Below are 26,681 nucleotides of genomic sequence, written 5' to 3'. Positions count from 1 at the left end.
TGGGTAAGAGACAGCCCTGAAGCCGGGGATGAATCTGACAGTCGATGACACAACCTACTGATGATAGTACGGCCTGATATTCCTCGCTCGACCGCCTCAGCGGTGATAGCAGTCGTATCGCGTTAGATTTTCTGGAGCGAGAGGCGATACCCGAATCGGGCGATGAGGATCGGGATCCGGCTCCACTTGGCTAACCTATCACCCGATCTGGGCGTCACGGAGACGGAGATACCCGATCGTAACAGGAACCACGATCCAGGCCAACAGGAGGAGAACCGGCAGCCAGACCGACGCGAACGGGTCCGTTCCGAAGAGCTGCCCCGCAACAGTGTTCCGATAGGCAGCCCTCGCGGCGCGGTTGGGCGGGAACAGCCCGACTAATTTCATCCACGCCGGCGCGCTGCCCTCGGTCATCAGACCCAGTTCGATGGCGCCGTACTGGATAGCACTCTGGATCAGGTTCCACAACGCGACCAAGATCATGTAGGCTCCGACGGCGACGGCGGTCGCACGACTGTCGCTCGAACTACCCGCGGAGATCCCCACTCCAATAGCGACGAACGCCACGCCCATGAGGCCGAGAAACCCGATAAATGCCGCCAGTGAACCGAACGTCCCACCCAGTATCGTGAGGACGACGAGACCAGTCACGAACCCGCTGATAAGCGTGGCGACGAGCATCAGGGCTGTCCGTCCGAGGAGCTTCCCGACGAGAACGTCCCGGCGTGACGGCGGCAAGCTCAGCAAGACTCGGAGCGACCCGGACTCCCGCTCGGCAGTGATTGCCCCTTTGGCGAGCACGAGCGCAACGATGGGAAGCATCGTCACAGCGAGTTGGAACGAGAGTGAGAACACCTCACCGGCTGCCATGTCGCTGGTTACTGCGAGGAGTGTCGTGATCCCGGCCGTCGACAGGAGGACGATTAAGATAACCGCCCACAGAGCCTTCGAACGACTGGCATCGGCCAAGTCTTTCCGGGCGATGGTGCGAACGCTCATTACGCGACACCACCCGGGACTACCGTCTCGGTCTGACTGTCCGTCGTGTCTTCACCGGTGTAGCTGGCGAACAGATCCTCAAGCGATGACTCCTCAATCCGCACGTCGGTGACCGTCGTCAGCTCGCGAACCCGGTCGATGAACTGGAGTTTCGCCGCTGGTTCAAGACAGGTTCCCCGAACGGTCCCGCCGCCTACATCGATGTCGCGTACGTTCGGGAGGTCACCCAGACTGCGCTCCGGTTGTCGGTCCACGTCGAGTATCACTTGCGCGCCAGTGTCGAGCTGGCGTCTGAGGCGGCCGATACTGTCAATCGCAACGAGCTCTCCCTCATTCATGATGCCGACTCGGTCGGCAACGGCTTCGACCTGTTCGAGAATATGACTCGAGAAGAACACCGTCACGCCGCGATCGTTTTCCGCCTGAATGATCTCTCTGAGTTCCCGGGCGCCGTTCGGGTCGAGACCGCTGGTCGGTTCGTCGAGGATGAGCAGATCAGGCGCACCGACAAGTGCCATCGCTAGGGCGAGTCGCTGGCTCATCCCCGTCGAATAGTCCCCGGCGGCCCGGTTCGCGTCTTCTTGTGAGAGGCCGACCCGATCGAGTAGCTCGTCGGGATCGTCGTCAGCGTCTTTCAGTTTGGCCGCGAGTTCCACGTGTCGCCGACCGCTCAGTCTGTCGTATAATCCGTAGTTCTCGGGAACGACGCCGATCCGGCTGTGGAGCGTTTCGCGGTCCTTCGAGACATCTAGTCCAAGCATGGACGCACTTCCACTCGTCGGTCGCACGAAGTCCAACAGCAGGTTGATCGTGGTGGACTTTCCAGCCCCGTTCGGACCCAAAAACCCGAAGATTTCGCCCGATTCAACGGTCAAATCAACACTATCGACAGCGGTCACGTCACCGAACCGTTTGCTCAATCCGTCTATTTCAATCGCGGGACCTGTCATTGTCACAACTTCACCGAACGCGGGAAACCTGTTGAACCGGAGTTCAGTGCTTCTAACTGTGAAACTCTGCTTACAGCATTATCGCGGGATTCGCTGCTACATATCGCCCATTCACCATTGATTGACACGCACTGAATGAAAACTACTCGTCTACTGCCTCGACATCAAACTTTGAGCGCCAGCGATAACGCCGACCTGCCCAGATGAACGTATCTCGGGTAAAGCCATACACTCCCAGTGGAACAGCTGCGACAAGCGCTGGCACAGCGAGGAGTAGTGACGCTCGGCGAACGCCGAAGGCAGCATACACACCTGCTGTTACTGCGGTAAGCCCCACTGCGAGGAACGGAAAGAATAGACACCCGACGAGAACGGCGGTCAACGCTCCGAAGGAGAGCTTCGCGACTCCGGGATCGTGGGTTGCGAAAATTTTATTGAATCGAACGTGTCGTTCGAGCGTCTGTCGAAGACTCCCACCCATTGGTACTTTGCGTACACGCCGAACGGACGTCACGTCGGTGTGCTCCCCGAGAAGGCCATCGTCGCTGATAGTCTGGCGGAGTTCCGAAAGAAACCCTGCCTCATCAAGATCACTTCGGTCAAAGATGACAGCTCCGCCCCAAGCGTGATCACCCACATACGTCCCGAGCGTGCCGCCGAGAACGTAAATCGGTTCCAACAGGATCGCGAGTGGGTCCTGACCCACAAACGCCGGCAGTTCCGTCGTCGGACCGTAGTCAGCGTAGTCACGGCGGAGCTTGTCGAGCCAGTCGGGCGGATGGTAAAAATCGTCGTCGGTCCAGACGAGACGGTCGTGATTGGCGGCCTCCATCCCAGCAGCGATGGCATTCGCTTTCCCGGAACACCCGACGGGGTCGCCAGCGGGGACCAACCGAACGTTCTCAGGGAACCGCTCTCGGTCCGTAACCGGGTCGTCCTCGGTATCGTGGATGATGAGGAGCTCGTCTTCTGAACCCAACTGTGCGGCGACATCGCCGCAGGCGGGAGTCCAAGACACCGTCGGGAGGAGTATGCTCGTTGGGGTGTGCGTCTGTCCGTTCGACATCCGTACTCGAAACGTGATCGCTGGTATCAATGAGAGTTTCCGACGGCTTCTCTGAGTGAAGCCGGACAGAAAGCCCAGAACGGCACAACCTATATTGGCAAAACAAGAGATGGCACACGCACAGTGTCCGGGGTGCGAGATCCCGAAGCGCTCGCAGATTTGCTTGGGGACGAGTGTACGCGCACGATTCTCGTCGAGACAAAGAAGGAACCTTGCTCGGCGGCGGAGCTCAGCGATTGCGCCGGGGTCTCGGAGCCGACTGTCTACCGCCGACTCGAACGACTCCGCGAGTACGATCTGGTTACTGAAGATATCCAGCCAGTCACCGACGGGAAGAACTACAAACTCTACCGGACGGATCTCGATGGCATCGAACTCGATCTCAGCGAAGACGGCTTTGAGATTACAATTTCACGGCGGAAACGGATGGCAGACCGCTTCACGCAGTTCGTAGAGGGAAGCTAATATGCTCGATACACCGCTCCAATCGATTGATCTCGAAACGCTACGAACGATTCGACAGGTGAGCGAGGTGATCCCGATGATCATCGGTTTGGGGATCGGTTACCTCGCTTACACGGCATACCGGCAGAATCAGAGCCGTCCGATGTTGTACATCGCGATCGGATTCATACTGGTGTTGTTCGTTCAGGCCCCGCTGGCCCTCATCTTCACTTACGTCTTGGAACTTCCCACCGCGGTCCTCAATCTCCTCCTCCAAATCCCCGAATTCACCGGTCTGGGACTGATCCTCTACGGACTGTGGATGCCACGCCGAGACTGATACCACGCCCGAGCCCATATACGACGGTAGGTTGACTTCAACCAGTGAAGCCAGGGAAATCGGCCTTTTTCTATGCGTCCATGCGTTCAGGTGTCGATGACCGAAGCAGACACCGACACCAACTTCGAAGGAACCGGATCCCGGTCGGCCGATGACGACCGGCGAACTAATTACGGTGGAATCATTGGACGCGTCGCCTCCGTGCTGTGGAATCGAACTGAGAATCGCCCCCGCGCACTCTGGCGGATCCTCGGAGTGTACGTCGCCGCGCTCGTGGGGATTTTCGTGCTCCCGGCGCTGGCGCTCGCGGGCACCGAACTCCCGCCGTCTGTCAACGGAGCCGCGACCAACCTGATCGGTGCGCTCGTTGGACTCCTCCTCGCAGTTGTGTTCGCGAAGTACGTTGACCGGCGACCGCTGACCGACTACGGACTGGCGTTCGGCCCGTCATTCCTGAAGGACTTCGCCGCTGGCAGCGTCGTGGCTCTGGTAGGGATGGGTGTGGCACTCCCCGCGAGTCTGCTCGCCGGGTGGGCGACCGTCTCCGAGCTGTTTTCGGGCGGCGTTGGCGCCAACGTGTTGCCGTTCGTCGCTGCGTTCGGAGCGTACACCCTCCAGTGGGCGTTTGTGGCCTTCTGGGAAGAGCTGGTCTATCGGGGCCTCATTCTGACGAATGCCGTCGAAGGACTCCGGAGTCGGTGGCTGTCCGACCGCGGTGCGGCCGTGGCAGGGGTGGTGGCGTCATCGCTGATATTCAGTCTCGGGCACTTCCCGGGGACGCTAGAAAAGTTCGGCTTCCGGGTGATGTTGGGGCTCCTCCTCGGCGCCGCGTACGTGTGGACCGACTCGCTGGCGCTGCCAATCGGCGTCCACTTCCTGATCAACTTTGGGATAAACAACATCTACGGGCTGGCGAACTTCGGTGAGGCTGCGGAGGTTCTGCCGATGCTGGTCCGGCCGACGTTCACCGGCCCGGCACAGTTCGTCGGGGTGTACGGGGCAGTCAACGGCGCAGCGGTGCTCTGTGTCGCTGCGCTCACTGTCGGATACGTTGCTCTCCGGAACGGTGACTTGGGGTCGCGGCTATCATAGTATCAACAATTAATCGTGGTGAATACAATCATTCCCTCCCGCGAATTGGGGCCCTATCAAAAGCAATAACAGGAGCAAAACCCACACATACCTTGATCGTCCCCACTCGGCATGGCCACAGCCACGCGGAACGATCACCTCCAAGACCGAAATACAGAACCAAATAACGACTTCTGGCGCCATGCCTTCGAGCAGTTCATCGAGACACTCCCTGAGGCAGCGTTTGTCGTTGACGACGCCGGCGACATCACCCAGTGGAATACGGCAACAGCCGATCTCCTCGGCCTCCCCGCAGACAAGGCAGTCGGGATGAACGCATACGACGTGTTCGGTACCGAGGGCGAAGACGAGACCCTCGCTGAAGAAGTCGTCCGCACCGGAAGACCCATCCGCGAAGACGAGTTCCGATCTGCCGAGCGTCCAGATGGAAGACAGGCACACGCCCGAGCGATTGCGACCCCGATCCAGACACCCACTGGCGAGGTCGTTGGGGCTGTCGAGCTGCTCTTCGACGTCACCACCGTCGTCGAACAGCGGGAGACGCTCGCCGACCTCCAGGAAGAGCTCTCGGACAATGTCGAGACATCCATGGAACAGCTGAGCGAGTCGACAACCGAAGTCGCGGATCGCTCGAACGAGATCACCCAGCTCGTCGACGAGCAAGCAGCCGAACTCGAACGTACCCAAGGTGACGTCTCCGGATTCAGCGCCACCGTCGAGGAGATCGCCTCCAGCGCCGAGGAAGTGAGCAGTCAAAGCGCCGAATCGAGAGTACTCGCCGAAGAGTCCGTCGACACCGCAGGCGAGGTCATCAACCAAGTGGACGACACAGCCGAGAAGTCAGCTACTGTCGCCGACGACGTCGCGGACCTTAGAGACGAGATCGAAGAAGTCGAAGAGCTCGTCGGCGTGATCAACGATATCGCCGAACAAACGAACATGCTCGCGTTGAACGCCAACATCGAAGCGGCACGCAGCGACAGTGACGGCTTCGCGGTCGTCGCCGACGAGGTGAAGAACCTCGCGAATCGCTCGCAGGACCAAGCTGACGAGATCGAAGACATCGTCGCGAGGATCAAGGAGAAGGCTTCCAAAACCACCGCCGAAGTGGACGCAGCCAACGACGAGATACAGTCTGCGAGAGACGACATCCAAGAGGTCCTCGAGAATCAAAAACAAATTCTCACGGCAGTTGAGCAAACTGAGAGTGGGATCACCGAGATTGCGGAGGCAACAGACGAACAGGCAAGCGTGGCCGAAGAGATATCAAGTGCCGTCAACGATGTCTCCGAACGGGCTACTGTTGTGAGTGAGGAGATTGCGGAGATCGCAGACGAAAATAAGAGCCAGACAGAGATGGTCTCGCAGCTGACCCATCAGGTTGAACAGATTGACCACGAACTGGCGGAGGTCATGGACACGTCTGTCTGAAGCAGGCATATCGTAATCGGACTGACAGACAGCCAGACCCCACGTTTCATTCCAAATCTCCGGAATATCGGCACTTCTGACCATTTTCTACAGCCCTCTTTTTTACACTCCACACACGGGGACCCTCTATTTGGAGTGAGGTCCACAGGAGACGGGGGACAATCCAGCTGCGATCATTCGACTTCTCTGTGCCCAAGTTTTTTAATCCAAAATAAAAACGTATTTTATATGGCTTCGAGTTGTAAGTACCACCACGAGTTGTCGGCTGATTATTTTGACGACGAGTCATCGTGGGATTGTCCACATCCTGCCGACGAAAACTACTGTGTGTTCCACGGTGAGGCGTCCGATGAGGCCCGTAGACGTCGGCTTATTGAAGCGGTCGAGGAACCCTCCCCGGCGACAAATCAGTTTCTTGGTGCGACGTTTGGGGCAATCGATCTCGATTATCAACAACTTGACGGGCCGACTAACACACCCATCGACTGCCGTGACGCATCATTCGAATCGATCTCGCTGCGATTTGGGACGGTAAAACACCCGCTTGATCTTCGAGGGAGCACAGCCATTGGACAAGTTACGTTCGACGAAACACAGTTTGCTCGGCGCGTTGACCTCGGTCACGTCCGGTTCGCGGATGTCTCAATGCGGCTTACAAAGTTCGAATCTTGGCTCGACACGCGCGAAGCGACGTTCGGGGAGGTTTGTGGACGTGTCGCCCGGTTTGCCAACGGAATATACAGCGTGAACGCACGGTTCACTGGGGCCGCAGACTTCACTAATGCCCAGTTTGACGACGTAGCGAACTTCTATCGTGTACAGTTCGACAAGGGGGCGTGGTTCAAACGAACAGACTTCGCAGACAAGGCCCGGTTCAAAGAATGTACACTGGCTGGACCTGCCGTTGAGTTCGGGTCTGTCGCTGGCAACCCGAAGCGCGACCGACCAACTGCAAATGGTGCAGCGGGGATGTTTCTGGGAGTAGACTGTGACGGGCCATTGCTGTTTGACGGCGCGACTCTTACTGGGGGGCTTCGTATTGACGATGCTTCCCTCTCAGATGAGGTGAGCTGTGTCGATCTCACAGTACAAGACGGACCCGTTACGATCGATCTCACAGGAACGGAGCGCGTGACCGGTACTGTCGCAGCAACCGACGGGAGTGTTGAATATGAGCTCACTCAAGCGGTGTTGGGTGATCTTGTGTTAACAGAAGAGACAACGATAGATTCGCTAACGTTTAATCAGACGGTGTTTGATGGGTTCGATTTCACCCGCTACCGGAAGCAACTCGCCGCATTGGAGTACAAGATCCATGAGTCGGACGACCCGCCGTCAGTTCGTGAGATCATATACGTGCGGGCCAAAAACGGGGCCAAGCAGGTCGGCGATAACCGTGCGGTTTCAGAGTTCTTCTTTCATGAGATGGCTGCCAGACGCGGGAGCCACCGCCGAGAGTTTGCCCAGTCGGACGGCTTGACGCGATTCCGACACGCCGGACGTTACGTAGGAAACGTAGCGATGGGATTGAGTTGCGGATACGGCGAGCGACCGTTATGGACCGTGTTGTCGTCTGTGGGAATCATCGTCGTGTTCACCCTGATCTACGCCGCTGTCAGCGTTCCGCTGTCAATCGGGCAGTCGATATTGAGCTATCTCACGTTCAGCGTACAATCGTTTGTTTCGCTTGTGCTCGGTGGACCGACGGTGGAAAATACGTTTGTAAGTTTCATCGGGGCCGCTGAGGGGTTCCTCGGTGGATTTATGATCGCCCTATTTGTGTTCACTCTCACTCGCTCAATCGCTCGGTAACCACGAGAACTTGGCGCGGGAACCCGTACAGTGATGATTTTCCGTCTCTCGGACGCTTGAAGATCGACACCCTCCCCGCGCTAAAGCGCAGGGCTTTCTCCTCGATTCTCCGTAAGTTTCTGCCCGCTGATTGATATTAATCCATCACTTCAACGTACGCCTCGACGAGGACACGAGTGGGGTCGTTCGCTCCCGCATGGCGTCGGCGTCTCTGGGTACGCTCGGTCAGTCTCGCCGAAGGGTTATACCGGCCAGTCCCTTGTAGATAATAATGAGGCGGAACTCGGACGACGAGGACAAATCCGGTGGTGAATTCAACGGGATTGAAGACCTGCTGTCCGGAACGAACGGCGACGACGCCGCGGTCGACGTTCACGAGTACGACGAGGAGATCCGGGTGGTTGCAGACATCCCTCACGCTGTATCGGACGACATTACCGTCCAGTGTGACGGACGAACCGCAGCGATTCGGGTGGCGAGTGAACCACGACCGTTTGTTGTGCGCGTCGACCTCCCGTCCTACGTCGATGACACCTCTGGGGAAACGCAGTTCAACAACGGTATCCTTGAGGTGACCTTCGACCGCGATACGGACCCCGCGAATATCGGATTTCACTGAGTCGATCGACCCGAGAGGTGGCGTTCACGGGCGATCGAAAATGTCACAACTCGTCAGCCGTGCTGACGTGCATCCCGACAAACTGCCACCGATTAGACGACTCTGTCAGCGTCCCGCTCCATCGTGTGTCGAACTCGTGACGATCTCCAGATTCTGTACTGGTCCACTCCATCGACACGCTGTCGCTGAACCAGGCGTGAGTCCCGCGCTCACAGACCCGAAGCGCGTGACTAGTGACTGTCCACTCGGCCGTCGTTTCGGTCTGGGCGCAGAGGCCGGTTTGGATCTGCTCGCTCCCGGTGAGACGCTCCGAGATACCGAACTTCACGAATGCGTCGTCGCCATCATGCTCCTCGGCGAAGTACGGGGCAAGCGGGTCACCAGTTCGTAGTGCGTCGTAGTACTCTCTGACTGTCGACCGGGCATCCATGCGACAGAAGAGGAGTCCAATAATCAAGTGTTCACGGGTCACACACTGGACCGGAGTTACGGAGAATTGAGCCGAAAGTCTCGTGGTTTAGTGCGGGGAGGGATCAACTTCGCTCGGGACGTTCATTTGAGCCACGTACTCGAACAAGTCGAAGCCGTCACCGACCGCGTCGAGATCACAGACGACGGACAGATGGTCGCCGTAGACTCCATCGATGGGCTCCGCCACCAACTGGACGCCGGGACCAAGCTTGGGCTCTTGGAGGCGATCATCGAACAGGAGCCGGAAAGCATTCGCGAACTCGCTCGCGTTGTTGATCGAATCTCAGCAGAAATCCTCGAGAACGTGAACGAGTTGGCCGACTACGGCCTTGTCGAACTCGAGGAGAATGGCCGGGCGAAGCAGCCGGTCGTGTGATACGATGAGATCGACGCCGACATCCCGCTCACGACTAGGTCGGGACAGGACCGGAAAGCGAACGCCTGACTCAGCGAGAACACACGATGGGTGACGATGTCGATCCCGAGAAGTCCTGTCCCGATGGCCACTACCACATCGGCCGCGACGCAGAGTGGTACTGCGTCGGCGACGGCCTCACGGACACGATTGCCCTCGGGCCAGCGACTGACGGCGAACCCGGTGACGACTGGGTGCTTACACTTCCGGCCGATTGAAGAACTCCACGGCGTACTTTACCGTCTCGGGTTCGTGCCTCTCTGCGAGCCGGAACTCGTGCTCTAACAGTCCCCGTATATTGACCCGAGGTGCCGCGTGTTGCTGGCGCGACAGTAGCTCTCGCTGTATCGGGGCATCTCAAAAGATTGCCCCACACAGTATTTTTGGGCGTTCCAACCCAAACAAGAACTCTACCGCAAACCTAGACGAGAAGCGGTCAAACACACCGTCAAAGCGCTTTCTAAAATCGATGTTGCTGTGGAGCAACATCCATACAAACGCTAGAACAATATCTATTGGTATGGTCGACAGCCCTCCTCGAATTGCTCTCATTATACTCGCACTGATTTTAATCACAGTTCCATTCTGGGCACCCCCCCTAGACATAACAGGAACAGAATACGAGTATAGCGCCACACAGCTCACTGTTGAAGACGACCGAGTACAGCTTCGACAAGACTCACCGAGACTCAGACAAATCGACGGACTCGACTGCTTCGGGGAGCGGTCACCGACCAGAATCTGTGGTTTTGAATCCGGGCTGGTCGCTGAGACATCGCGTTTCGCACCGTATCCCGGTGTCCGGCACGTCGCCGGGGACCCGTCCCTTGCTTCCCAAGATCGGTATCTTGCGTTCCCCAGCGACGGGCGTGTCTTCGAACGTGTTACAGGGTGGAACGAGTCGGCGCAATCATATCGTCTCACCTTGGAGCGAGTAAATGCCTCACAGGCGTTAGAGGACGTTTCTCGCCCCGTTGACCAGTACTCACCAGCAGTCAAGCAGGCGGTTGAGACCGGGGGTAGTCAGTCTCAGACGAATCTTCAAGAAGCGATTGTAGTTGACGCTAGCGGGCGATATTACGCGGTGTACACCTCAGGCACGACGTCGCTTCTCTCCGAAGAGCCAGACTCGGAACGTGTGCTCGGGTTCTTGACAGTCATTGGCGGTGCTATGCTACTGTTCGGGGCGGGAGCGATGGGTACCGATCCAGCATCCGGGATAGGCGACTAAGCTTTGCTACCGTTGTACCGGCCGTTCAAGAATATCGAATACATCGATAGCTTTGTACTCACGATTTCGCTGCTTGCCAGTCACTTCGATAACAATGCCATCCGATTCGAGTTCTTCAATCGCATTGTAGGCAGTCTGTCGACTTACGTCGAACCGATCCGTGATGTTGTCTGCGGTGAAGTACGGCAGTTCAAACAGTTCGCGGGCGAGTTTGTGACTTGTCTTTTGATTCGGATACTGCGCTTCGTACTCTCGCCGGAGTTCGAGTAATTCGAATGTTCGCTCGTAGGAGTCCTTCGCTTGCTCTTCAATGCCTTTGATAAAGAACGCAATCCAGTCGCGCCATTGGCCTTCTTCGCTAACCGCACGCATCGTCTCGACGTACGCCTGCTTGTTTCGATTAAAATAGGCACTCGGATAGAGGTACGGCTCAGACAGATAGCCAGCCTTGTGTAACTGGAGGACGATTAGAATCCGTCCGAGACGACCGTTGCCGTCCGAGCAGGGGTGAATTGTCTCCAACTGATAGTGAGTGATCGCAAGGTCAACCAGGGAGTGGTACTCGCCGTCCATCTGAATATATGCTTCAAGCGAGTCCATTAGCTCCGAGACATGATCCGCCGGTGGTGGCACAAATGGGGACTGTCCGGGACGGGGCGACGGAATATGAACATCATCATCTCGCCACTCACCAACAACGTCCCCCTCGTTCCGAACTCCGTCGAGTAATGTTTCGTGGAGTGATTTGAGCAGTTCGACCGAAATCGACTCTCCTTGTTTAATTGCGTCAAATCCATCACTGAGTGCGCGCTCAGCGTTCAGAACCTCCTGTAAGTCACGGCTCACACGCCCAGAACTGCCTGATTTCTGGCGTGTATGATACGCGTAGACTTCGTCCATCTCGACATCTGCGCCCTCAATTTCTGCTGTTTCGACTGCTTCGAGCCGGAGGAGCGACGTATACAGTACCGGCGAGAAATCGACAGTGGGACTAATCCCGTCGATACGTCCCAGCTGGAACGTCGCATCTGATATCGTCGCTGTGAGATCCTCGTCAATCTCAACCCGCGATGAGAGGGGCAACTTCTCTGGAATATAGTAGGGATGCGGATGCGACTGTTGGTAGTGCCCCGGCGCATCTGGTGGCAAATCCTCTGCTCTCATTTTGAATTACTTTGTCTCTAATACGACTTAATCATACGGGTTATAAACAAATTTGGATAAGCGGGATCGAAGACCGCTCCAAATCAAATTACAGTCGTTGTGCTACAACTATATCCGCTTAATCTAGCTGAGACAAATAGTGTCGACGGTTGCGCTAATCCCACATGAACAGTGGATGCCGACGGTGCCGGCGGTGTGTCGTGATGTCTGAGATTTCATATCGATGGCGGGGTCTTCACTTCGAAGTTGGTGTGTGATGACATTGAAGAGGTAGAGAATTCATTTCGATGGAGGGGTGTTCATATCGACACCACCCCTTCCATCTCGACAAGGGTTATGAACTGGCTGTTTCAGAAGTCGTGCGAAATAGTTCGAGGTCCTTGTCAAGGAGATATCAATATATATCCTCAATTGGGTGCCCCTCTCGGATGAACTGTTTGTAGTCCTCAAACGCGTCGTCGCGACCAGCGGGGAGGATCACGATTCCGGTCATGCTTGAATGGAAATCATTGGTGGGAAGCAAATAATTGGTTACAAGACTCTGTTGAAATCCTCAACCAGTGACATATTCTTGGAGCCGTGCTGAATACAGAGGATGGATTGAGCACAGAGATACCGTTCGAGAACTCAGGACGTCACCGGGAGTACCGTGGTGCCACACGGATAATCAGTTCACGCTCTTCGACAGCTCAGCCCCCGCCTTGAATTTCACTTCCTCTGACACACTCGCAGCGTTCACCAAGTGTAACGCTGGCGCATCCACCGCCACGTGCGTCACGAACCCGTATTCGTCGCCCGTCACCTCTAACGTGACCTCATTCCCGGCCTCTCGTCCCGGTCGCTTCTGAAGAGTGTAGTCGACACCCCCCGACTCCGAAAGCACACCCGTCTCGACCAACTCCGCTACCGTCCCGGAATCTAACCGCGCCCCCCGCCGAGCACGCTCACCAGACACCGACCGTTTCACCAAGTCACCGAACCCGTCACCATCAGCGTCAGCCGAGTAATCGAAACAACACTCGATACCAACCACCTCCGTCGGACCGGCCATCGACAACACTGTCACCGAATCCTCGTACAGCGCAGCGTCGTCGATGACCCATCCACCCGTGTACACGAGTTGGTCGTTGCTCTCACACCGCTGGACGTACAACAACGCCGGGAACGGACGCGGACACTGCGGCGGCTGCACCAGCACTTGATACACCAACACACCCAACCCAGACCCAGACTCCGTTGTACGAGCCCAGACACCCGGACCACACGGGTCATCATCCGCCGCAGTACACACCTTCGCAGACTTGTCTTCCGCCGTCGGTGGCGAACTGACGACCGTCACCGTCCCGTCACCACCTCGAACGACCTCAAGACGCCCACCCGTCGCCACAGGCCCCGTCATCTCCGAAACGAAGTGAGGCGTCGTCCCGCACACCGCCCCCGGATGAGCGGACGAGTCAGTATTATCACAATCACCACCACCATCCGAACCAGCAGCATACTCCGACTTCCCCCACGAGTACACCTTACCCTCACCATCTGACTCGCCCGTCAGATACGCGATGAGCCGCTCCGGCGTCACCTCCTCACGGAGACTCCCATTCCCACCCGGAACCTCCGCATCAGGCAAACACACCGAGAACCGCTCAGCAACAATCGTTCACCACCCAGATACGCGACGAGGTCAGCGTCCTCCTCAGAACCGTCACCGACACCATCACCATCGGAATCTGAATCCGTATCACCCGCCTGCGTCTTCCGCTTGTTGCTCCGCGACGAATTGTAGTCCTGAGCCATCACCGCAGAAGACGTAACCCACCCCTCCAACTCGACATCCCCAAGCTGCCCGGCAGACACCGTCGGAGCCAACCGACTCACGTGCGGGCTCCCCGGAGCCATCATAAACGTGACTTCCGTGTCATCATCATTCCAGTCTGTCCCTGCGAACACTGCCGCAGGCGACGAGCCCGTGTTCGTCACTGACGACGCAACTTGATTCAGACAGCCAGCGAGTCCCCCAACTACAATAACCCCGCTCGCTGCGAGTAGTGACCGACGGCTGACGGTCGTACGTGGCACAGTATTTCGGTGGTTGTTGCGTCTCTCTGAATACATAATCAAACAGTAGAGGGTACACGTTATCATAAGTTTTCTTATATTTGTGACTTGTTAACAGAAAATTTGGAGGCCGCGCGCCCTCTATTCAGCACGGTTCGGCGCTACTCACAATCTGCCAGCATGAGAACGGCTAGGCGTGTCTCATCACAAGCAACCCGGAACTGAATGGGCTGACCGGCATCGGCAAGCAATTACCACTCGACATACTCACGAGGATGTCCTTACTGACCGCCAGTTCGAGGTCCTGTTGGAAGCATGCTCAGCCCTTCCAGCACCACACGATTTTGAAGCGCGATTCATTTGTCTGATCGCAGGCCGACTGGGTCTTCGTGCTGGGGAGATTGCACACTTCCAGACCGCGTGGGTGAACTGGAACCGCCGCACGATTCGTATCCCACAACACGAACCGTGCCAGTGCGGGTACTGCCGGCGTCAAGCCCAACAGGAAATTACCCACAACGACGATCTATCTACTGCGGATGCCCTCGGGTCTCGATGGCATCCGAAGACTGTCGCTTCGGCGCGGCTCATTCCGTTTGATCTCTCGCTTCGACTTGAGCTGTGTGTCGAACGTTTCGCTAGCCGGTATGATGCGTTTCCCCGCTCGCGGTCAACAATCAACAGGCGGGTACAGGCCGCGGCCGACGAAGCCGATCTCTCAGGACGTGTCTATCCACACTGTCTACGAGCGACTGCCGCCAGCTACCATGCCTACAAAGGCGTCGCTCCCGTGCCGCTCCAAGCACTAATGGGGTGGAGCGATCTGGCGACTGCACAAAAATACATCCGTATCTCGGGAACAGCAACGGCTGATGCACTACGTCGTGTCCATCACGGGTAGGATCTTCTCAAACGTCGTTCAGTAGCGACGTGACCGATACAGAGGCTGTAGTCAACAGACAGACGTCCCGATCTGTCCTGAACGCAAATCGGCTTTCAGACATCGAGCCGTTGATAGCCAGTCTACTGTGTTGTTCATCGGGAGAACAAGCACAGCCGGCGCGGTCGGAGTGATAACGGGAGATATTGTCGGTATCGGCACCCGAATGCTACTGTGTCTGTGTTCAGCGCAGAACGTGAACTGGCAGTTGGAACGACCGTCAAAGGTACTAAACCGGTGTCTGGCAATATCTATCCTATTACAATGGTGATGATCCTGACTGCTGTCGGTATTATTGTCGCCGCATTCGTCGGGTTCAATATTGGCGGATCGTCCACAGGGGTAGCATTTGGCCCTGCAGTCGGCTCACGGCTCGTTCGAAAGACAACTGCAGGGGCGTTGTTCGTTGGCTTCGCCTTTCTCGGAGCGTGGACTGTGGGTCGGAACGTTATCGAAACGATGAGCAGCAGTATCGTGCCAGCGATCCAGTTCACGCCCGTTGCCAGTATCATCGTTCTGTTTTTCACCGGCGCGTCGCTGTTGATATCGAACCTCTACGGGGTCCCAGCGTCAACGTCGATGACTGCCGTGGGCGCCATCGTCGGATTGGGACTCGCAACCGGGACTCTCAATCAGGCGTTGATGTTCGTTATCGTCTCCGCCTGGATCGTCTCCCCACTGGTGTGTCTGACTCTCGGAGTCGTTATCGGCCGCTACGTCTACCCGTATCTCGACCGCTACGTCGCGTTCACGACGTTCAATCTCCAGTTCATCCAATTTGACCGATCGAGCACGGTTCCACGGCCATTCATCAATCCGAACGCATCACCACAGGACATTGTCGGGTCGCTGTTGGTCGTCCTCATCGGCTGTTATATGGCGTTCTCGGCCGGGGCGTCGAACGCCGCGAACGCCGTCGCTCCCCTCGTCGGTCAGGGTGGCTCGCTCACCGTGAATCAGGGTGTCCTCCTCGCGGTGGGGGCCTTCGCGTTGGGTAGTTTCACCATCGCCCGCCGCACGCTCGAAACGGTCGGGGACGACATCACGGAGCTCCCCATTCTCGCCTCACTGATCGTTTCCGTGATCGGTGGAACGGTCATCACCGCTCTCTCGTCGTTCGGGATTCCAGCGAGTCTCGCCGTCAGCACGACGTCAACGATCATCGGCCTCGGATGGGGTCGAGCGAGTCGCATATCGACACTGGCAGAGTTAGTGACGCCGACCCCTGACCGGCCGGATGTCGCGGTTTCGACCGGCGCACTGGTCACGTCACGCGCCGAGGACGCCCCTGCCGGCCCGACTATCGGGGACGTTGCCCGAGGCGAGGAATCGGCCGAGAAACCGGATGAAACCCCGAATATTCCAGATATCGGTGCCGAGGGACCGGCAGACATCGACCAGCGAAGTCTCTTCGACCCGGCGGCGGCCAAGCGTATCGTGACGATGTGGGTGTTGACGCCGTCGGTGGCGATCATCGGCTCATACCCGGTGTTCGGATTCCTGCTATGAGCCATACGCGCTGTGTATTCAGCATAGCCTCTCAAAACTATCAGAATTAGAGGATTTCAACAGAGCCGCCACGGTCGATGTTGACTATGACGAGTGTTCTAGAGGTATTGATAAAGAGCAAGACAGCTGATCACCCGCCGAGATCGGGTGGCTATAGTAGCTGCTCAACATCCTCGTAATTCCTTATGTAACTCTTGCTTCCCGGTGTTATCTATATGTTACATAAGGAATTGATATCGGATATCGTGTGAACGAACCGAAAAACGCCCGTTGCGGGTTTGTCGTGCTACCGAGTGGGAGGAATTAGCGCAATAATCATGACTAGTTTGAAATACCCCGACGCCGTCGGGGAAGCACGAATGCTGCAATTGGCTCAGAAAGACGCTTCCCCTGAGGTAGAGCCGCCAATAACGGGGTTTGAGATTTCTCTGGGCCGTCTCAGGCGAGTCCATGGCGATGGCGAGGGGCGTTTTCCTGATAGACCGGATTCCTCTGACCTATATTACGACAAAGTACGAACGGTGTTCTATGACTGGAGGTGAATCAGGTTTCGAGGACTCGATGGAACGCCAACCCACGGGTGAAGACCGGGTGCGGATGGTCGCCCGGCAGGTATCAGAGCCGCGGACAGCGAACTGGATCGCCTCCGAGGCGGACTGGTCACACGGGCCGACCAAGCGCGTCCTCGAGCGGCTCGTCGACGACGGCATCCTCCACCATAACGATACCGGGGCCCACACGACATACTTCCCCGATTACCGTCGTCAAGCGATTACGGAGGCCATACGCCTTCGGGATAGCGACCACACCGCCGAAGGCCTCACCGAACGGCTCACCGATCTGAAAGCACAAATCAGTGACTGGGAAGACGAATTCGATGTCGAATCACCGAATCAGCTTCGCGGGACGCTTGTCGACGAAACGCTTGAAGCCGATGAGGAAGACCGACGGCGTGAAATCGCCCGTGAATGGGAACACCTTCAGCGCCGTATCGAGATCGTCGGATTCGCCGTTCGTGAGTGGGACTTCCTCGCCCCCACAACAGACCGGTGAGGTTCGATCCATATAGGGGACTTATGTGGAAGCCGTACTACGAATAATCAATATAAATCAGTGGTCCGTCTCACGGTGACTATGCCGTGTCACGAACGCGTCTCTAACTTGGAGGCAAGTTACACAGATTTCTGACTCGATGATTTCTGTACCAACGTGTTCACATATTGGGGAACAACTAACATCCCGGCCCACGTAGACCCGCGTATGAGCCAAGAATCGCTCGATGATACGATCAAATTCCGTGCTGGCCCGCTCAAAGAGGCGGCTACTGAGCTGGACTCGGTCCATCTGGGGGGAATCAACGTTAGTGAACTCGCACGCGAGGGACTCACCCAGATGCTTCGGCGAGCGATGACGGACGACGATAAGATTGCGATTTATGAACGCTATTCGGCTGGTGAGCTCTCCGAAGACGCTGCCCGCGTGCTACTCGGTGATGAGTTCGATCTGCTCCAGGAGGACATCGATGCCTTCCGTGAGGCTGCCGACGACGACACCAGTGACTATCTCGTCTAAATGGCTAGCGCCGACACACGGTATCCGATCCTCGTCGATACGGACACGCTGATCGCCGTTGCGAATAGCTCCTTGTGGACGCAAATAACGAAACACGTCGGTCTCACGACGACGAACGTCTGTAGACAGGAACTCAAGCGGCACGTCGAGAATACGCGCGAGACTGCACCTGAGGGGAGTCGCCCATACCGGCTTCATTACGGGAGCCGTACCGCGCTTGATGCGCTCGAAGATGACGAGACACCGCTTACCCAAGTGACGAGCGTCCCCCGGCCCCACGGAGCGGACGCCGGCGAGGAATCGCTCCGACAGGAAGTGGTACAGAATCCCGAGGCTATCGACTACGTCATTTTGATGGACGCAGCGGGCCGGCGTTCGATTCGCCGCGCTGTCGACGACCAAGCCGAAGATATCCGTGTTGTGACACCGCCGTTTCTGTTCTATATCCTCTACGACAACGACATCATTTCGCGTCGTGAGTTCTGCGAAGCGTGCGGCGAGCTGTTAGAACGTGAGGGCTGGACCGGATACAACGCCGTGAAGGCTGCGTGGGAGGGGATTCCGATTGACTACAGTGATATTCTGGATGACCACTTGCTCCCGTGACGAAACCTATGAATCAGAACACCTCATCGACACGCGATGGTTCGACACCGCTCACGAGTTCCTTCGAGCGCTACCTCCAAGACAAGGGGAAAGGCCGCGGCGGCGACGGCGGGAACTATCGGCGAAACGCTGCCCGCGAGCTCGAGCGGTTCGCCAAGTGGGCCGCCGGCAACCGCGGCGACAATGACTGGACCGGGATCCTCCCCGACGACGTCGACCGCGACCCTACCTTCGAGGAGCTCGACGAACGCGTCTTCCGCAAATACGCTCGGCATCTCGCTGGTGACCGTGGCCTCAAGCTGAACACCGTTCAAACCTATTACCGCTATATCTCTGCGTGGTGTGGTTGGTGTGTCAACGAGGGCTATCTCGAGGCGCATTACGCCCAGCGGGCGAGTGCGATGGCCCCACTCCCCGAGGATGACGGCCGCAAGCCCAGCGACCAGCAGGCCTGGACATCTGAACAGCGCCACGCTCTCACCCGCTACGTCGACGAACAGGCCCGCGACGCCGTCGAGGCGTACACGACACTCCCGGAGGATACTGACCCCCTCGACAAACAGCGAGCACGCTACGCGGCGCTGAAGGCGGCTCGTGACCGGGCGCTGGTGTTCGTTCTCGCGTACACACCTGTCCGCGTCGGGGAACTGCTCCGGGATCCGAACGACCCGCGCCGGCGCGGCGTCCGCTGGGAGGACCTCTCGCTTGACGACGGGAGTATGGACGTCTACCGGAAGAAACAGCAGTGGGACGCCGCGAGTCTCCCCGACCCGGCGATCTCGCCGCTGCGGAGCTACCGCAAGCTGATGGAGCCGCCGACGGAGCGCTGGCCTGTGTTTCCGACATTCGACCAACGGACGCTCGCAGAGCTCGTCCAAGAAGAGCTAACCGAACGAGGGGAACGCCCAGAAGCAATCACTAAACGTCGTGAAGAATATGCTCGCGACCTACTGCTTGCGCTCGATGCGGACATTCGGCCGCCGTCAATCACGACGGACGGCGCACGGTCGATTCTCCAGCGACTCTCAGAGGTTGCCGAGATCGACATCAACCATCCGAAACACGACTATCTTGCACCCCACGGCGGTCGACGTGGGATGGGTGAGGTCCTCGTCCGCGCGTTCGGGTACACCGTAGCAGCTCGGTATGTCGATAACTCCGAAGAGATGGTTCGCGAACGATACTCACATATCGAGGCTGGCGAGTTGGGGGACGTGGCCACGGAGGCTCTCGAAGAAATTGATGATGTCGGGTAGATCGATCGCGTTGGCGTGTGTCGTCTATAACATCAAACGCTTCGTCACACAGTGAATCCCTCCACTTTACCCCGATTCGACACAACCTATCAACCCGAATCGGTCGGAAATACGCTCCAAGAGACTATCTCTTTGGAATATTCGATTCCGTCACAATATTGTGAGCCCTTTCTGTGCTCTACTGGTCCATATATCGGGTATTCGTGACACGCTTGTGTGAGATATTTACCTTCCAATTTCAAAATAAAAGTCAAAGTATCTGTGTATATCTCCAAAAAAATTCATATGATGTGCGATCGGATCTCTCAATCATGCGACAGCCCTCACAAGAATCTGGGGCCTCAGACAACACGTCTGACGAACGCGATACAAAAAATCGAGGAGTAGAAAATACCGAAGAGTGCGTTACTGAACTAGAGGCTAGTCAGGAGTACATCAAGATCATCCCCGTCCGAGAAGAGGTCAACTCAGAGACCGTCAAACGCGAACTCTACGGACTTCACAGATACGGGACGGGTCGGAAGCTCCCGCTCGACATGGAGCTCCACATCGACAGCATCGACGGCGTCTCCAACTTCGAATTCATCATCTACAAGCCAGAAAACGAGGCCCAGTTCCAATTCTTCCTCGGGCCTGGCGAACGCGGCGACACGAACTGTGATACTCTTGAGAGTACGACGCGCTCGCAGTACCCCGAGAACTTCGAGTTCGACCGGCAGGACTTCGACATCACAGATGTGTTCGAGGAGACGCCGCACATGGTTCGCTACGAGGGTGTCGAAGAGCGGCGGAAAGACTGGATGACGCTTCTCACCCGGTACGACACCGAAACGACGGATCGGTCTACCCTCTCAAACCTGCTTGAAAGCATCATCCAGACCGATGACGCAGTCCTCTTCCAGGTCGTTTTCGAGCCGCGTTCGGACTGGTCGCCGAAGGCGCAACGACAGAAAGGCCGCCTCAAGCGCGGCGTCCACACGACTGGCGGCATGGTCGCTCGGAGTATCTTCGACGCTATCGTGGGCGTCTCCGACGAAGAAAAGCAGCAGCGCCACCGGGGAGACACGCCCGAAGAAATCGGCGGGACCATCATGGACTCCCAAGTCGATGGGCAACGAGCCGGCCAGAGCCGGATGGGGCAGATCGACATGAAAAACCCTAGCCACACCTACAACGTCTCCCTCCGGGCCGCAGCCCAAACCGAACGCACCGCGAAAAATCTCCAAGACTCGCTCAGCCACCTGAGTGGGAAGTTCTACTCCATCGACGGGAAATACCTTGGCCAGAACGAAAACGAGTACCGGCGGATGCTGAACCACGGGATCACCTACCCAAACGGTTTTGAGATGGTGACTCGTCGGAAGTCGATGCTCGTCTGTAACACCGAAGAACTCGCGAACTTCATCACCGTCTCATCGATCGACGCACTCCCGAAAGCAAGCCGAGGTGGGACTGGCGGCAAGCCCAAAGCACAGTCGGCGCTCACCTCCCCCAACGAAGAAGTGTTCAGGGAATTCTCTGACGGGATGACCATCGGCCACGCGGTCACAGCTCTTCGCGATGACAACGACACCACCAACGAGATCAGCGCCATCGACAGCGTGAATCAATGGTGGCACGAGATCGACAAGCGGGACGCGCTCGCCCTCTCCGCCGGCGACCTCACCCACCACTACGTCCGGGCAGCAACCACTGGGAGCGGGAAGACAGTCGCCACGATCAACGACATGCTCACTACCCACGAGCAACTCAATGGCCCAACAATCCTCATCGATCCCAAGGGCGGAGAGATGTGTCGGAACTACCTGCGATGCCATCGGACACTCTTTGGCGACCTCGAGGACGTCGAGTACATCAAGGTTCCCGAAGAAGACGGCAACATCCCCGGCATCCCATTCTTCGACCTCAGACCGCTCACACGTTCGGCTGGTCGCGAACGTGAAACAGCCGTCCAAGACCTCATCGACCACTACTTCCAGCTGCTACGCTTCGTCCTCGGACGGGAGACGGTCGACCAAGCCTTCGTCGCAAACGAAATCCTCACCAACCTCATCAAGGGACTCTTTGACGAAGAGAACGGCTCCGACTACTTCACAATCGGCGATCTACTGGACGCAGCCCGAGACTTCCAACACCACGGCCGGTCCATCGAGAACCTCGAAGAGGCAGACCCCGAAGACCTCAACAAAGCACTCCCACCTGCGGAAGACGAGCAAGTCCGGAGCTTCCTCAAGTCTCACCTTGAGAAAGAAGAGCGGCAGTTCATGAACACGACCGACGCGGTCCTCAACCGGATTCGGAAGCTCAAGGAACGAGACTTCATCTGGGACATGCTCTCCTTCGAGGTCCCGGAGGAACACTGGAACGACGAAAAGGACTGGTACGACCGTGAGGAGGTCCCCATGCTGGACCTGAAAAACATCCTCAACGGCAACAAGGTCCTGCTAATGGACACCGGAAACCTCCGCGGAGAAAGTAGCGAAGTGTTCACTGTCCTGTTCCTCTCGCACCTCTGGACATCGGTCCAGTCTCTCTGGACGCCCAGCGGTGACGACTACATCACGAACGTCATCATCGAAGAATCCGCGAACGTCGCCCGCAACGAGATCGTCTACAACGAACTCCTCCCCAAAGGACGCGAGTTCAATCTCTCGCTCGGACTCATCATGCAGTACCCCGAGCAGGTCCTCGGCGAAGACCCACGCAGCAATCGGCGGGCGTATCAGGAGATCCTCAACAACGTCAACACGAAGATCATCGGGAACATCGCCACCGACGACATGCTGGCGAATTCGCTGTTCCACGAGGACCTAGACACCGACGAAATCAAAGATCGAATCGCTGGGCTCCGTCGTGGAGAATGGGTTGTCCAGCTTCCATCGACAGGCTTCCACAAGCAGAAACCAGAGATTCTCACCCTGAAACCCCTCCCAATCCCGCCAGGACACAGCGAAGGCCCGTTCGACGTCTCCCCGAAGTCCAAATTCGTTCGGGAGCGCAGCCGGAATCTCCACACCCTCAACCGGGACAGTGAGTACATCAACTCCAGCGCCGGCGCTAACTTCAGCTCATCTGGTGACGGAGATGGCGACAACACGACCACCGACAGCGACACCACAGGCGACGACGGTGGGCTCAAGCCCGAACAGAAAACGCTCCTAAAAAACATCTTCGACGCCCTCAGTGGAGACATCAAGCTGTACGATCTCAACAAGCCAATGACGACGCTCCCCAACAGCGAGTACGCCTCAGACCTCGAAGATCAAGAGCTGGTCGAGAAGGTCACGATCGGTCAGAACAAAGTCTACTACATCCCGACAAAAGAAGGCGAGTTCCTCGCTGACGGAAAATCCCTCTCCCCAGACGAAGGCGGTGAGCTCGGTAACGAAAGTCCAGAGCATCACCTTGGCGTCCGACTCTCTGCCGCATACTTTGACCAGCAGGGGTTCGACATTACACTCTACGGCGACATCAACAGAGGGGAAAACAAGACAGACACCTTCGCAGAAGCGACAAAGCAAACCTCTGGAGACCGCGACCAGCTCGTTGAAGTCGAGATGAGCCCGGAGAAGAAACAGCACGTCTTCGACGACTACGAAGCTCTCAAGGAGGGATATGGTGATGCGATCTGGGTAGTCAAAAACTACGATGCCGCAGTCACACTCCTAGAGAAACTCAGCGAAGAAGTGGATGATCTTCCAAGCGGGCACGGGGAACAGAACATTGAGAAAATAAACAAGCAACTCGATAAGCCTGGTATCCAAGAGATTCACACGCTAGATTCACTCCGCAAAGCCATCGAATAGGCCCACTTTCTGCCCGCCTCTATCTCTTCCATCCCGCCCTAATCCAGTCAGCTGCTAGGGAAAAAGGATATGCTGCCTTCGGCTGAATGTAGCTATTTAGCATGTCAGAAGAAGCTACTGCCAGCGGAGACTCAGAAACAAATAATCCACCAGACAACCCAAACAGCCAACCCAATACTAACGCTAACAAGAAAGAAGATACACCAGAGATGGCCCCCCGGAGGATGACGCTCTCCCCGAACTAGTCATCGACAAAGTCGCTGAATCCCTCACCGATGAGGGCCACGATGTCTACCACAGACGCGAGTTCATTACCATCCGGGAAGATGGGCAGCTCGCACCGAACTCTACGGTTGTCGAGCAGTATCTTGAGGACACCAAAGCGATGATGCTCGCCTACAATGAAGACGACGACGAGATCATCCTCGTCCCCCTCGAACAGCGGTTCGACCGGGCAGATGTCTACGGCTACAAACCTGGCGGGACGATTACAGGGCGGACCTTCGTCAAAGAGTACGGAATCGAGCATGACGAAACGGTTCGCTATCACCCGGAGTGGGATGACGACATCGGCGGCGACCAAGTTGATGGTGGCTTCCGAGTCGACCTCGATCAAGACAGCGAGGTCGTCAATACAGATGCGTCTGAAGCCGACAGTACCACCGACGAGTCTGAAGCTGCCGACTAGCAGCTCCCGCACGACCATCGGAAGCCGGGCGTAGTCACAGCGTCGTCACCCCCGACCCTCCATTTGTTTCTCGCGAGAGCCCAACCTCTCGGAGACGCTAGCGGTGACGATCCCCAACTGATCACTGCCTGACGCAGGACATCCGACAGGCTCGCCCCACGCCGACCCACTCGTGAATACCTTCCCAGCCCCAACGATCTCCCACACGACTCCTAACCCACGCCTGTCTCACTCTCGACGCAAAACTATTGGACGACTCTCTTCAGGCTCACTATTCACTGGCCGTTGAGGTACAAGAAGCGTGTCTTATACTCGCCCGCCACCATCGAAGCCCTCAAACTCGGAATCACACTTGCGAGAGCGATATCATCGAATTGCTGTTTCGACCCAGCGAGATGCGATCAGTTTCTGCTCCCAATTCCCCCGCTTCAGCGATTCCTGACGCGGAAATGGAAAACGACCCCCCGACTGTCGACGCAAAAATGACTCCCGAATAGAGCGCGACCCCCCGACCCTCAATACAAGGCTCAGCTTTGAACGTTGTCGTGTTAACACTATTGAGCCCGGAATCGGAGGAGAACGTTCTACGAAGAGTTTAGGGTATCGGTCGAACAGGAGAGTGATTCACAGAAGATAATGAAGGCAGCGTTCACGGCGTTTGAACCTCCAGTAGGGAGCGGAGCGTCTACGGCTGAACTCTCTTTTCCGTGCTCACACCGTCTCAGCCGCCATTTTCGGTCGATTAAGTGTTAAATACTCAACGTTCAAAGCTGAGTACAAGGCTAACACACGAGTAGAACGCAACCCCTCGACGAAGTATTCTCAGCAAGCCACACCAATACTGACTCTCTAGCTCTCAGCTATCGAAGACTAACTTGTGCCAGCGTCCTCACACCCCACACCTCCCAAGTCAGCCTCACTCCTTTCGCGATAGCTACCGGCTCGATCACCTCACTACTCAGTGCTTCCTACCACATTTAGTATGGTTTTTACAGCCCAACCGGCCCTGTAAATACCAGACAGCACCGGGATTGCGGTAGTCCGTATATAGTTTCGTAAATACTAGACGGCACCGGTATTCAGCAGGTGCGTATTAATTGGCAAGTCCCGATCGCACGACCACCTGGCATTTACCTATTTACCAGACTGCAGCATGATATGGCCTTCTCGTATATAGTCTCGTAAATACCAGACTACACCGGTATTGCGGGGGTGTGTATTAACTCTCAGAACACGAGGTGCGACGCGCGAACCACCAGCATAAATACTAGACGGTGGCGTGATGCGGCCGTCTCGTATATAGTCTCGTAAATACTAGACGGCACAGAGATTGCGGCATTCTGTATATAGCCGGTGATCTTGATTCAAATTTCCTAGTAATACCAGACGACGTGGCGATTGACACCTCCTCTATTAATTTATGTATTCTATCTGTCTTTCCCTGTAAATACTAGACTGCGGCGGGATTACGGGGGTTCGTATATAGAATTACACCGGCGACAGCGTCTACATACGTTCAGCCATACGACGAGAGAGCTTTAGAGACCCTATTAATGAACTTGGGGTTGTCTAATACGTTCGGCCGAATTCACACAATTAGGGTTCAGGGGAGATGAAGTTCAGTGGATAGTCGCGTAGCGAACGATTCGGGCCGGAGCCAAGAAACAGGCGGGGGAAAGTGGGGGAGACGAGCGGCGGACAAGGCGGAGACTATCAAGGATATGATAGTGGATGGAACCCTCGGGGAGCGGCGCAGCGGACGGGAGAGATGAGGCGATGAACAGGCCCCAACGACAGTCAAGCAACGACCACCAGCAGGAGGCCACAGAAGAGCCACGACCAGTGCCGGCGACGAAGCGAGACAGCAACGACTGCGAGGTAGCGGGGGAGCCTGACTCGGAGAACCGACGACGAACGAGGAACAACCTGGACCCGGAGCTCGACGATAGACTACCAGCTGATCGATAGCACCGGATCTCGATCCACGACACCACCAGCGAGACTGACTCGGCGGCAATAACTCGACGAGCGACGGGAAACGAGAATCGACCAGCGACGACCCCCGGCGATTAGACGAACGACTGGCGGATCCGACCCGACAGCCAAGAAGCAACACACCGACTTCGACCAACGACCAGCATCGAGGATGGACCACCGAGCGGGCTGCGACGGGGGGGACAACCGAGACGAGACGGCACCCGACGACGAACAGCGG

The 26,681-nt window shown here is 56.8% G+C and carries 21 protein-coding genes and 1 pseudogene; 16 read left to right on the top strand and 6 right to left on the bottom strand.

All coding sequences use genetic code 11. The features are described from left to right. Positions 1 to 198: 198 nt before the first annotated feature. The 3 genes from Z052_RS16800 to Z052_RS16790 form a co-directional block, all read right to left on the bottom strand. On the bottom strand, positions 199 to 999 hold the full coding sequence (locus Z052_RS16800; RefSeq protein WP_089309326.1) for an ABC transporter permease: 801 nt from the start codon (positions 997 to 999) through the stop codon (positions 199 to 201). Then, positions 999 to 1,949 carry an ABC transporter ATP-binding protein gene (locus tag Z052_RS16795; protein ID WP_049933521.1) on the bottom strand — a complete coding sequence of 317 codons (951 nt, stop codon included), beginning with the start codon at positions 1,947 to 1,949 and terminating at the stop codon, positions 999 to 1,001. Before Z052_RS16795 ends, Z052_RS16800 begins: the two co-directional genes overlap by 1 nt. Positions 1,950 to 2,091: 142 nt before the next feature. Next, positions 2,092 to 3,015, bottom strand: coding sequence for a glycosyltransferase (locus Z052_RS16790; RefSeq protein ID WP_094553610.1), 924 nt, complete (start codon positions 3,013 to 3,015; stop codon positions 2,092 to 2,094). 123 nt (positions 3,016 to 3,138) lie between these two features. Here Z052_RS16790 and Z052_RS16785 point away from each other — a divergent pair, with 123 nt between their 5' ends. The 6 genes from Z052_RS16785 to Z052_RS16760 all read left to right on the top strand — a co-directional run bounded on the left by Z052_RS16785 (position 3,139) and on the right by Z052_RS16760 (position 8,753). Further along, entirely contained in the window at positions 3,139 to 3,480 is a 342-nt protein-coding gene (locus tag Z052_RS16785; RefSeq protein ID WP_199058309.1) for a winged helix-turn-helix domain-containing protein, read from the top strand. Position 3,481: 1 nt separating this feature from the next. Continuing rightward, positions 3,482 to 3,799, top strand: coding sequence for a hypothetical protein (locus tag Z052_RS16780; RefSeq protein WP_049933516.1), 318 nt, complete (start codon positions 3,482 to 3,484; stop codon positions 3,797 to 3,799). 96 nt (positions 3,800 to 3,895) lie between these two features. Then, positions 3,896 to 4,891, top strand: a complete 996-nt coding sequence (locus Z052_RS16775; RefSeq protein WP_094583398.1) for a CPBP family intramembrane glutamic endopeptidase — start codon at positions 3,896 to 3,898, stop codon at positions 4,889 to 4,891. Positions 4,892 to 5,002: 111 nt separating this feature from the next. Next, positions 5,003 to 6,322, top strand: coding sequence for a methyl-accepting chemotaxis protein (locus Z052_RS16770; RefSeq protein ID WP_094579840.1), 1,320 nt, complete (start codon positions 5,003 to 5,005; stop codon positions 6,320 to 6,322). A gap of 228 nt (positions 6,323 to 6,550) precedes the next feature. Further along, on the top strand, positions 6,551 to 8,134 hold the full coding sequence (locus tag Z052_RS16765) for a pentapeptide repeat-containing protein (RefSeq protein ID WP_094579839.1): 1,584 nt from the start codon (positions 6,551 to 6,553) through the stop codon (positions 8,132 to 8,134). Positions 8,135 to 8,405: 271 nt separating this feature from the next. Continuing rightward, positions 8,406 to 8,753: an Hsp20/alpha crystallin family protein gene (locus tag Z052_RS16760; protein ID WP_158228716.1), complete on the top strand. Its 348-nt coding sequence runs from the start codon at positions 8,406 to 8,408 to the stop codon at positions 8,751 to 8,753. Between the two features lie 43 nt (positions 8,754 to 8,796). Here the strand turns inward: Z052_RS16760 and Z052_RS16755 are convergent, their stop codons facing one another. Continuing rightward, positions 8,797 to 9,183: a nuclear transport factor 2 family protein gene (locus Z052_RS16755; protein ID WP_099289271.1), complete on the bottom strand. Its 387-nt coding sequence runs from the start codon at positions 9,181 to 9,183 to the stop codon at positions 8,797 to 8,799. A 126-nt stretch (positions 9,184 to 9,309) separates the two neighbouring features. Between Z052_RS16755 and Z052_RS16750 the strand changes: the two are divergent. Together Z052_RS16750 and Z052_RS20310 are read left to right on the top strand one after the other, a co-directional pair. Then, positions 9,310 to 9,669 (top strand): annotated as a pseudogene (locus Z052_RS16750) (hypothetical protein). A gap of 17 nt (positions 9,670 to 9,686) precedes the next feature. Next, a complete protein-coding gene (locus Z052_RS20310; RefSeq protein WP_158228715.1) occupies positions 9,687 to 9,857 on the top strand; it encodes a hypothetical protein in 171 nt (56 codons plus the stop codon). A 1,019-nt stretch (positions 9,858 to 10,876) separates the two neighbouring features. On the opposite strand, the gene Z052_RS16740 is transcribed toward Z052_RS20310, so the two are convergent. Continuing rightward, positions 10,877 to 12,034, bottom strand: a complete 1,158-nt coding sequence (locus Z052_RS16740) for a Fic family protein (protein WP_099289269.1) — start codon at positions 12,032 to 12,034, stop codon at positions 10,877 to 10,879. A 667-nt stretch (positions 12,035 to 12,701) separates the two neighbouring features. Beyond that, complete coding sequence (locus Z052_RS21095) at positions 12,702 to 13,661, bottom strand: hypothetical protein (RefSeq protein WP_241897979.1); 960 nt, start codon at positions 13,659 to 13,661, stop codon at positions 12,702 to 12,704. A 624-nt stretch (positions 13,662 to 14,285) separates the two neighbouring features. On the opposite strand from Z052_RS21095, the gene Z052_RS21430 reads away from it, so the two are divergent. The 8 genes from Z052_RS21430 (at position 14,286) to Z052_RS19970 (ending at position 24,466) form a co-directional block, all read left to right on the top strand. Beyond that, on the top strand, positions 14,286 to 14,990 hold the full coding sequence (locus tag Z052_RS21430; protein WP_199058307.1) for a site-specific integrase: 705 nt from the start codon (positions 14,286 to 14,288) through the stop codon (positions 14,988 to 14,990). A gap of 303 nt (positions 14,991 to 15,293) precedes the next feature. After that, on the top strand, positions 15,294 to 16,538 hold the full coding sequence (locus Z052_RS16715; RefSeq protein WP_050022909.1) for an inorganic phosphate transporter: 1,245 nt from the start codon (positions 15,294 to 15,296) through the stop codon (positions 16,536 to 16,538). A gap of 528 nt (positions 16,539 to 17,066) precedes the next feature. Continuing rightward, positions 17,067 to 17,591, top strand: coding sequence for a hypothetical protein (locus tag Z052_RS16705; RefSeq protein WP_094579958.1), 525 nt, complete (start codon positions 17,067 to 17,069; stop codon positions 17,589 to 17,591). Between the two features lie 207 nt (positions 17,592 to 17,798). Next, the gene (locus Z052_RS16700; RefSeq protein ID WP_094521037.1) at positions 17,799 to 18,110 is read left to right on the top strand and encodes a hypothetical protein; all 312 of its coding nucleotides are present in this window, start codon (positions 17,799 to 17,801) and stop codon (positions 18,108 to 18,110) included. Beyond that, positions 18,111 to 18,716 (top strand): hypothetical protein, encoded by a 606-nt coding sequence (locus tag Z052_RS16695; protein WP_099289266.1) that lies wholly within the window; start codon positions 18,111 to 18,113, stop codon positions 18,714 to 18,716. It begins immediately after the preceding gene. A gap of 8 nt (positions 18,717 to 18,724) precedes the next feature. After that, a complete protein-coding gene (locus Z052_RS16690; RefSeq protein ID WP_099289265.1) occupies positions 18,725 to 19,972 on the top strand; it encodes a phage integrase SAM-like domain-containing protein in 1,248 nt (415 codons plus the stop codon). 311 nt (positions 19,973 to 20,283) lie between these two features. Next, positions 20,284 to 23,778 (top strand): ATP-binding protein, encoded by a 3,495-nt coding sequence (locus tag Z052_RS16685; protein WP_241897978.1) that lies wholly within the window; start codon positions 20,284 to 20,286, stop codon positions 23,776 to 23,778. Positions 23,779 to 24,163: 385 nt separating this feature from the next. Then, on the top strand, positions 24,164 to 24,466 hold the full coding sequence (locus tag Z052_RS19970; protein ID WP_129452555.1) for a hypothetical protein: 303 nt from the start codon (positions 24,164 to 24,166) through the stop codon (positions 24,464 to 24,466). The last annotated feature ends 2,215 nt before the right edge of the window (positions 24,467 to 26,681 follow it).

The sequence above is a fragment of the Halorubrum sp. C191 genome (assembly GCF_002727095.1).
GTDB lineage: Archaea > Halobacteriota > Halobacteria > Halobacteriales > Haloferacaceae > Halorubrum > Halorubrum ezzemoulense.
This window is presented reverse-complemented; position numbering and strand designations above follow the sequence as displayed.

Excerpts from the sequence above, each read along its gene's own strand:
- Z052_RS16800 (WP_089309326.1), bottom strand. The coding sequence starts at position 999 with ATGAGCGTTCGCACCATCGCCCGGAAAGACTTGGCCGATGCCAGTCGT.
- Z052_RS16795 (WP_049933521.1), bottom strand. The coding sequence starts at position 1,949 with ATGACAGGTCCCGCGATTGAAATAGACGGATTGAGCAAACGGTTCGGT.
- Z052_RS16790 (WP_094553610.1), bottom strand. The coding sequence starts at position 3,015 with ATGTCGAACGGACAGACGCACACCCCAACGAGCATACTCCTCCCGACG.
- Z052_RS16780 (WP_049933516.1), top strand. The coding sequence starts at position 3,482 with ATGCTCGATACACCGCTCCAATCGATTGATCTCGAAACGCTACGAACG.
- Z052_RS16775 (WP_094583398.1), top strand. The coding sequence starts at position 3,896 with ATGACCGAAGCAGACACCGACACCAACTTCGAAGGAACCGGATCCCGG.
- Z052_RS16770 (WP_094579840.1), top strand. The coding sequence starts at position 5,003 with ATGGCCACAGCCACGCGGAACGATCACCTCCAAGACCGAAATACAGAA.
- Z052_RS16765 (WP_094579839.1), top strand. The coding sequence starts at position 6,551 with ATGGCTTCGAGTTGTAAGTACCACCACGAGTTGTCGGCTGATTATTTT.
- Z052_RS16760 (WP_158228716.1), top strand. The coding sequence starts at position 8,406 with ATGAGGCGGAACTCGGACGACGAGGACAAATCCGGTGGTGAATTCAAC.
- Z052_RS16755 (WP_099289271.1), bottom strand. The coding sequence starts at position 9,183 with ATGGATGCCCGGTCGACAGTCAGAGAGTACTACGACGCACTACGAACT.
- Z052_RS20310 (WP_158228715.1), top strand. The coding sequence starts at position 9,687 with ATGGGTGACGATGTCGATCCCGAGAAGTCCTGTCCCGATGGCCACTAC.
- Z052_RS16740 (WP_099289269.1), bottom strand. The coding sequence starts at position 12,034 with ATGAGAGCAGAGGATTTGCCACCAGATGCGCCGGGGCACTACCAACAG.
- Z052_RS16715 (WP_050022909.1), top strand. The coding sequence starts at position 15,294 with ATGGTGATGATCCTGACTGCTGTCGGTATTATTGTCGCCGCATTCGTC.
- Z052_RS16705 (WP_094579958.1), top strand. The coding sequence starts at position 17,067 with ATGACTGGAGGTGAATCAGGTTTCGAGGACTCGATGGAACGCCAACCC.
- Z052_RS16700 (WP_094521037.1), top strand. The coding sequence starts at position 17,799 with ATGAGCCAAGAATCGCTCGATGATACGATCAAATTCCGTGCTGGCCCG.
- Z052_RS16695 (WP_099289266.1), top strand. The coding sequence starts at position 18,111 with ATGGCTAGCGCCGACACACGGTATCCGATCCTCGTCGATACGGACACG.
- Z052_RS16690 (WP_099289265.1), top strand. The coding sequence starts at position 18,725 with ATGAATCAGAACACCTCATCGACACGCGATGGTTCGACACCGCTCACG.
- Z052_RS16685 (WP_241897978.1), top strand. The coding sequence starts at position 20,284 with ATGCGACAGCCCTCACAAGAATCTGGGGCCTCAGACAACACGTCTGAC.
- Z052_RS19970 (WP_129452555.1), top strand. The coding sequence starts at position 24,164 with ATGATGCTCGCCTACAATGAAGACGACGACGAGATCATCCTCGTCCCC.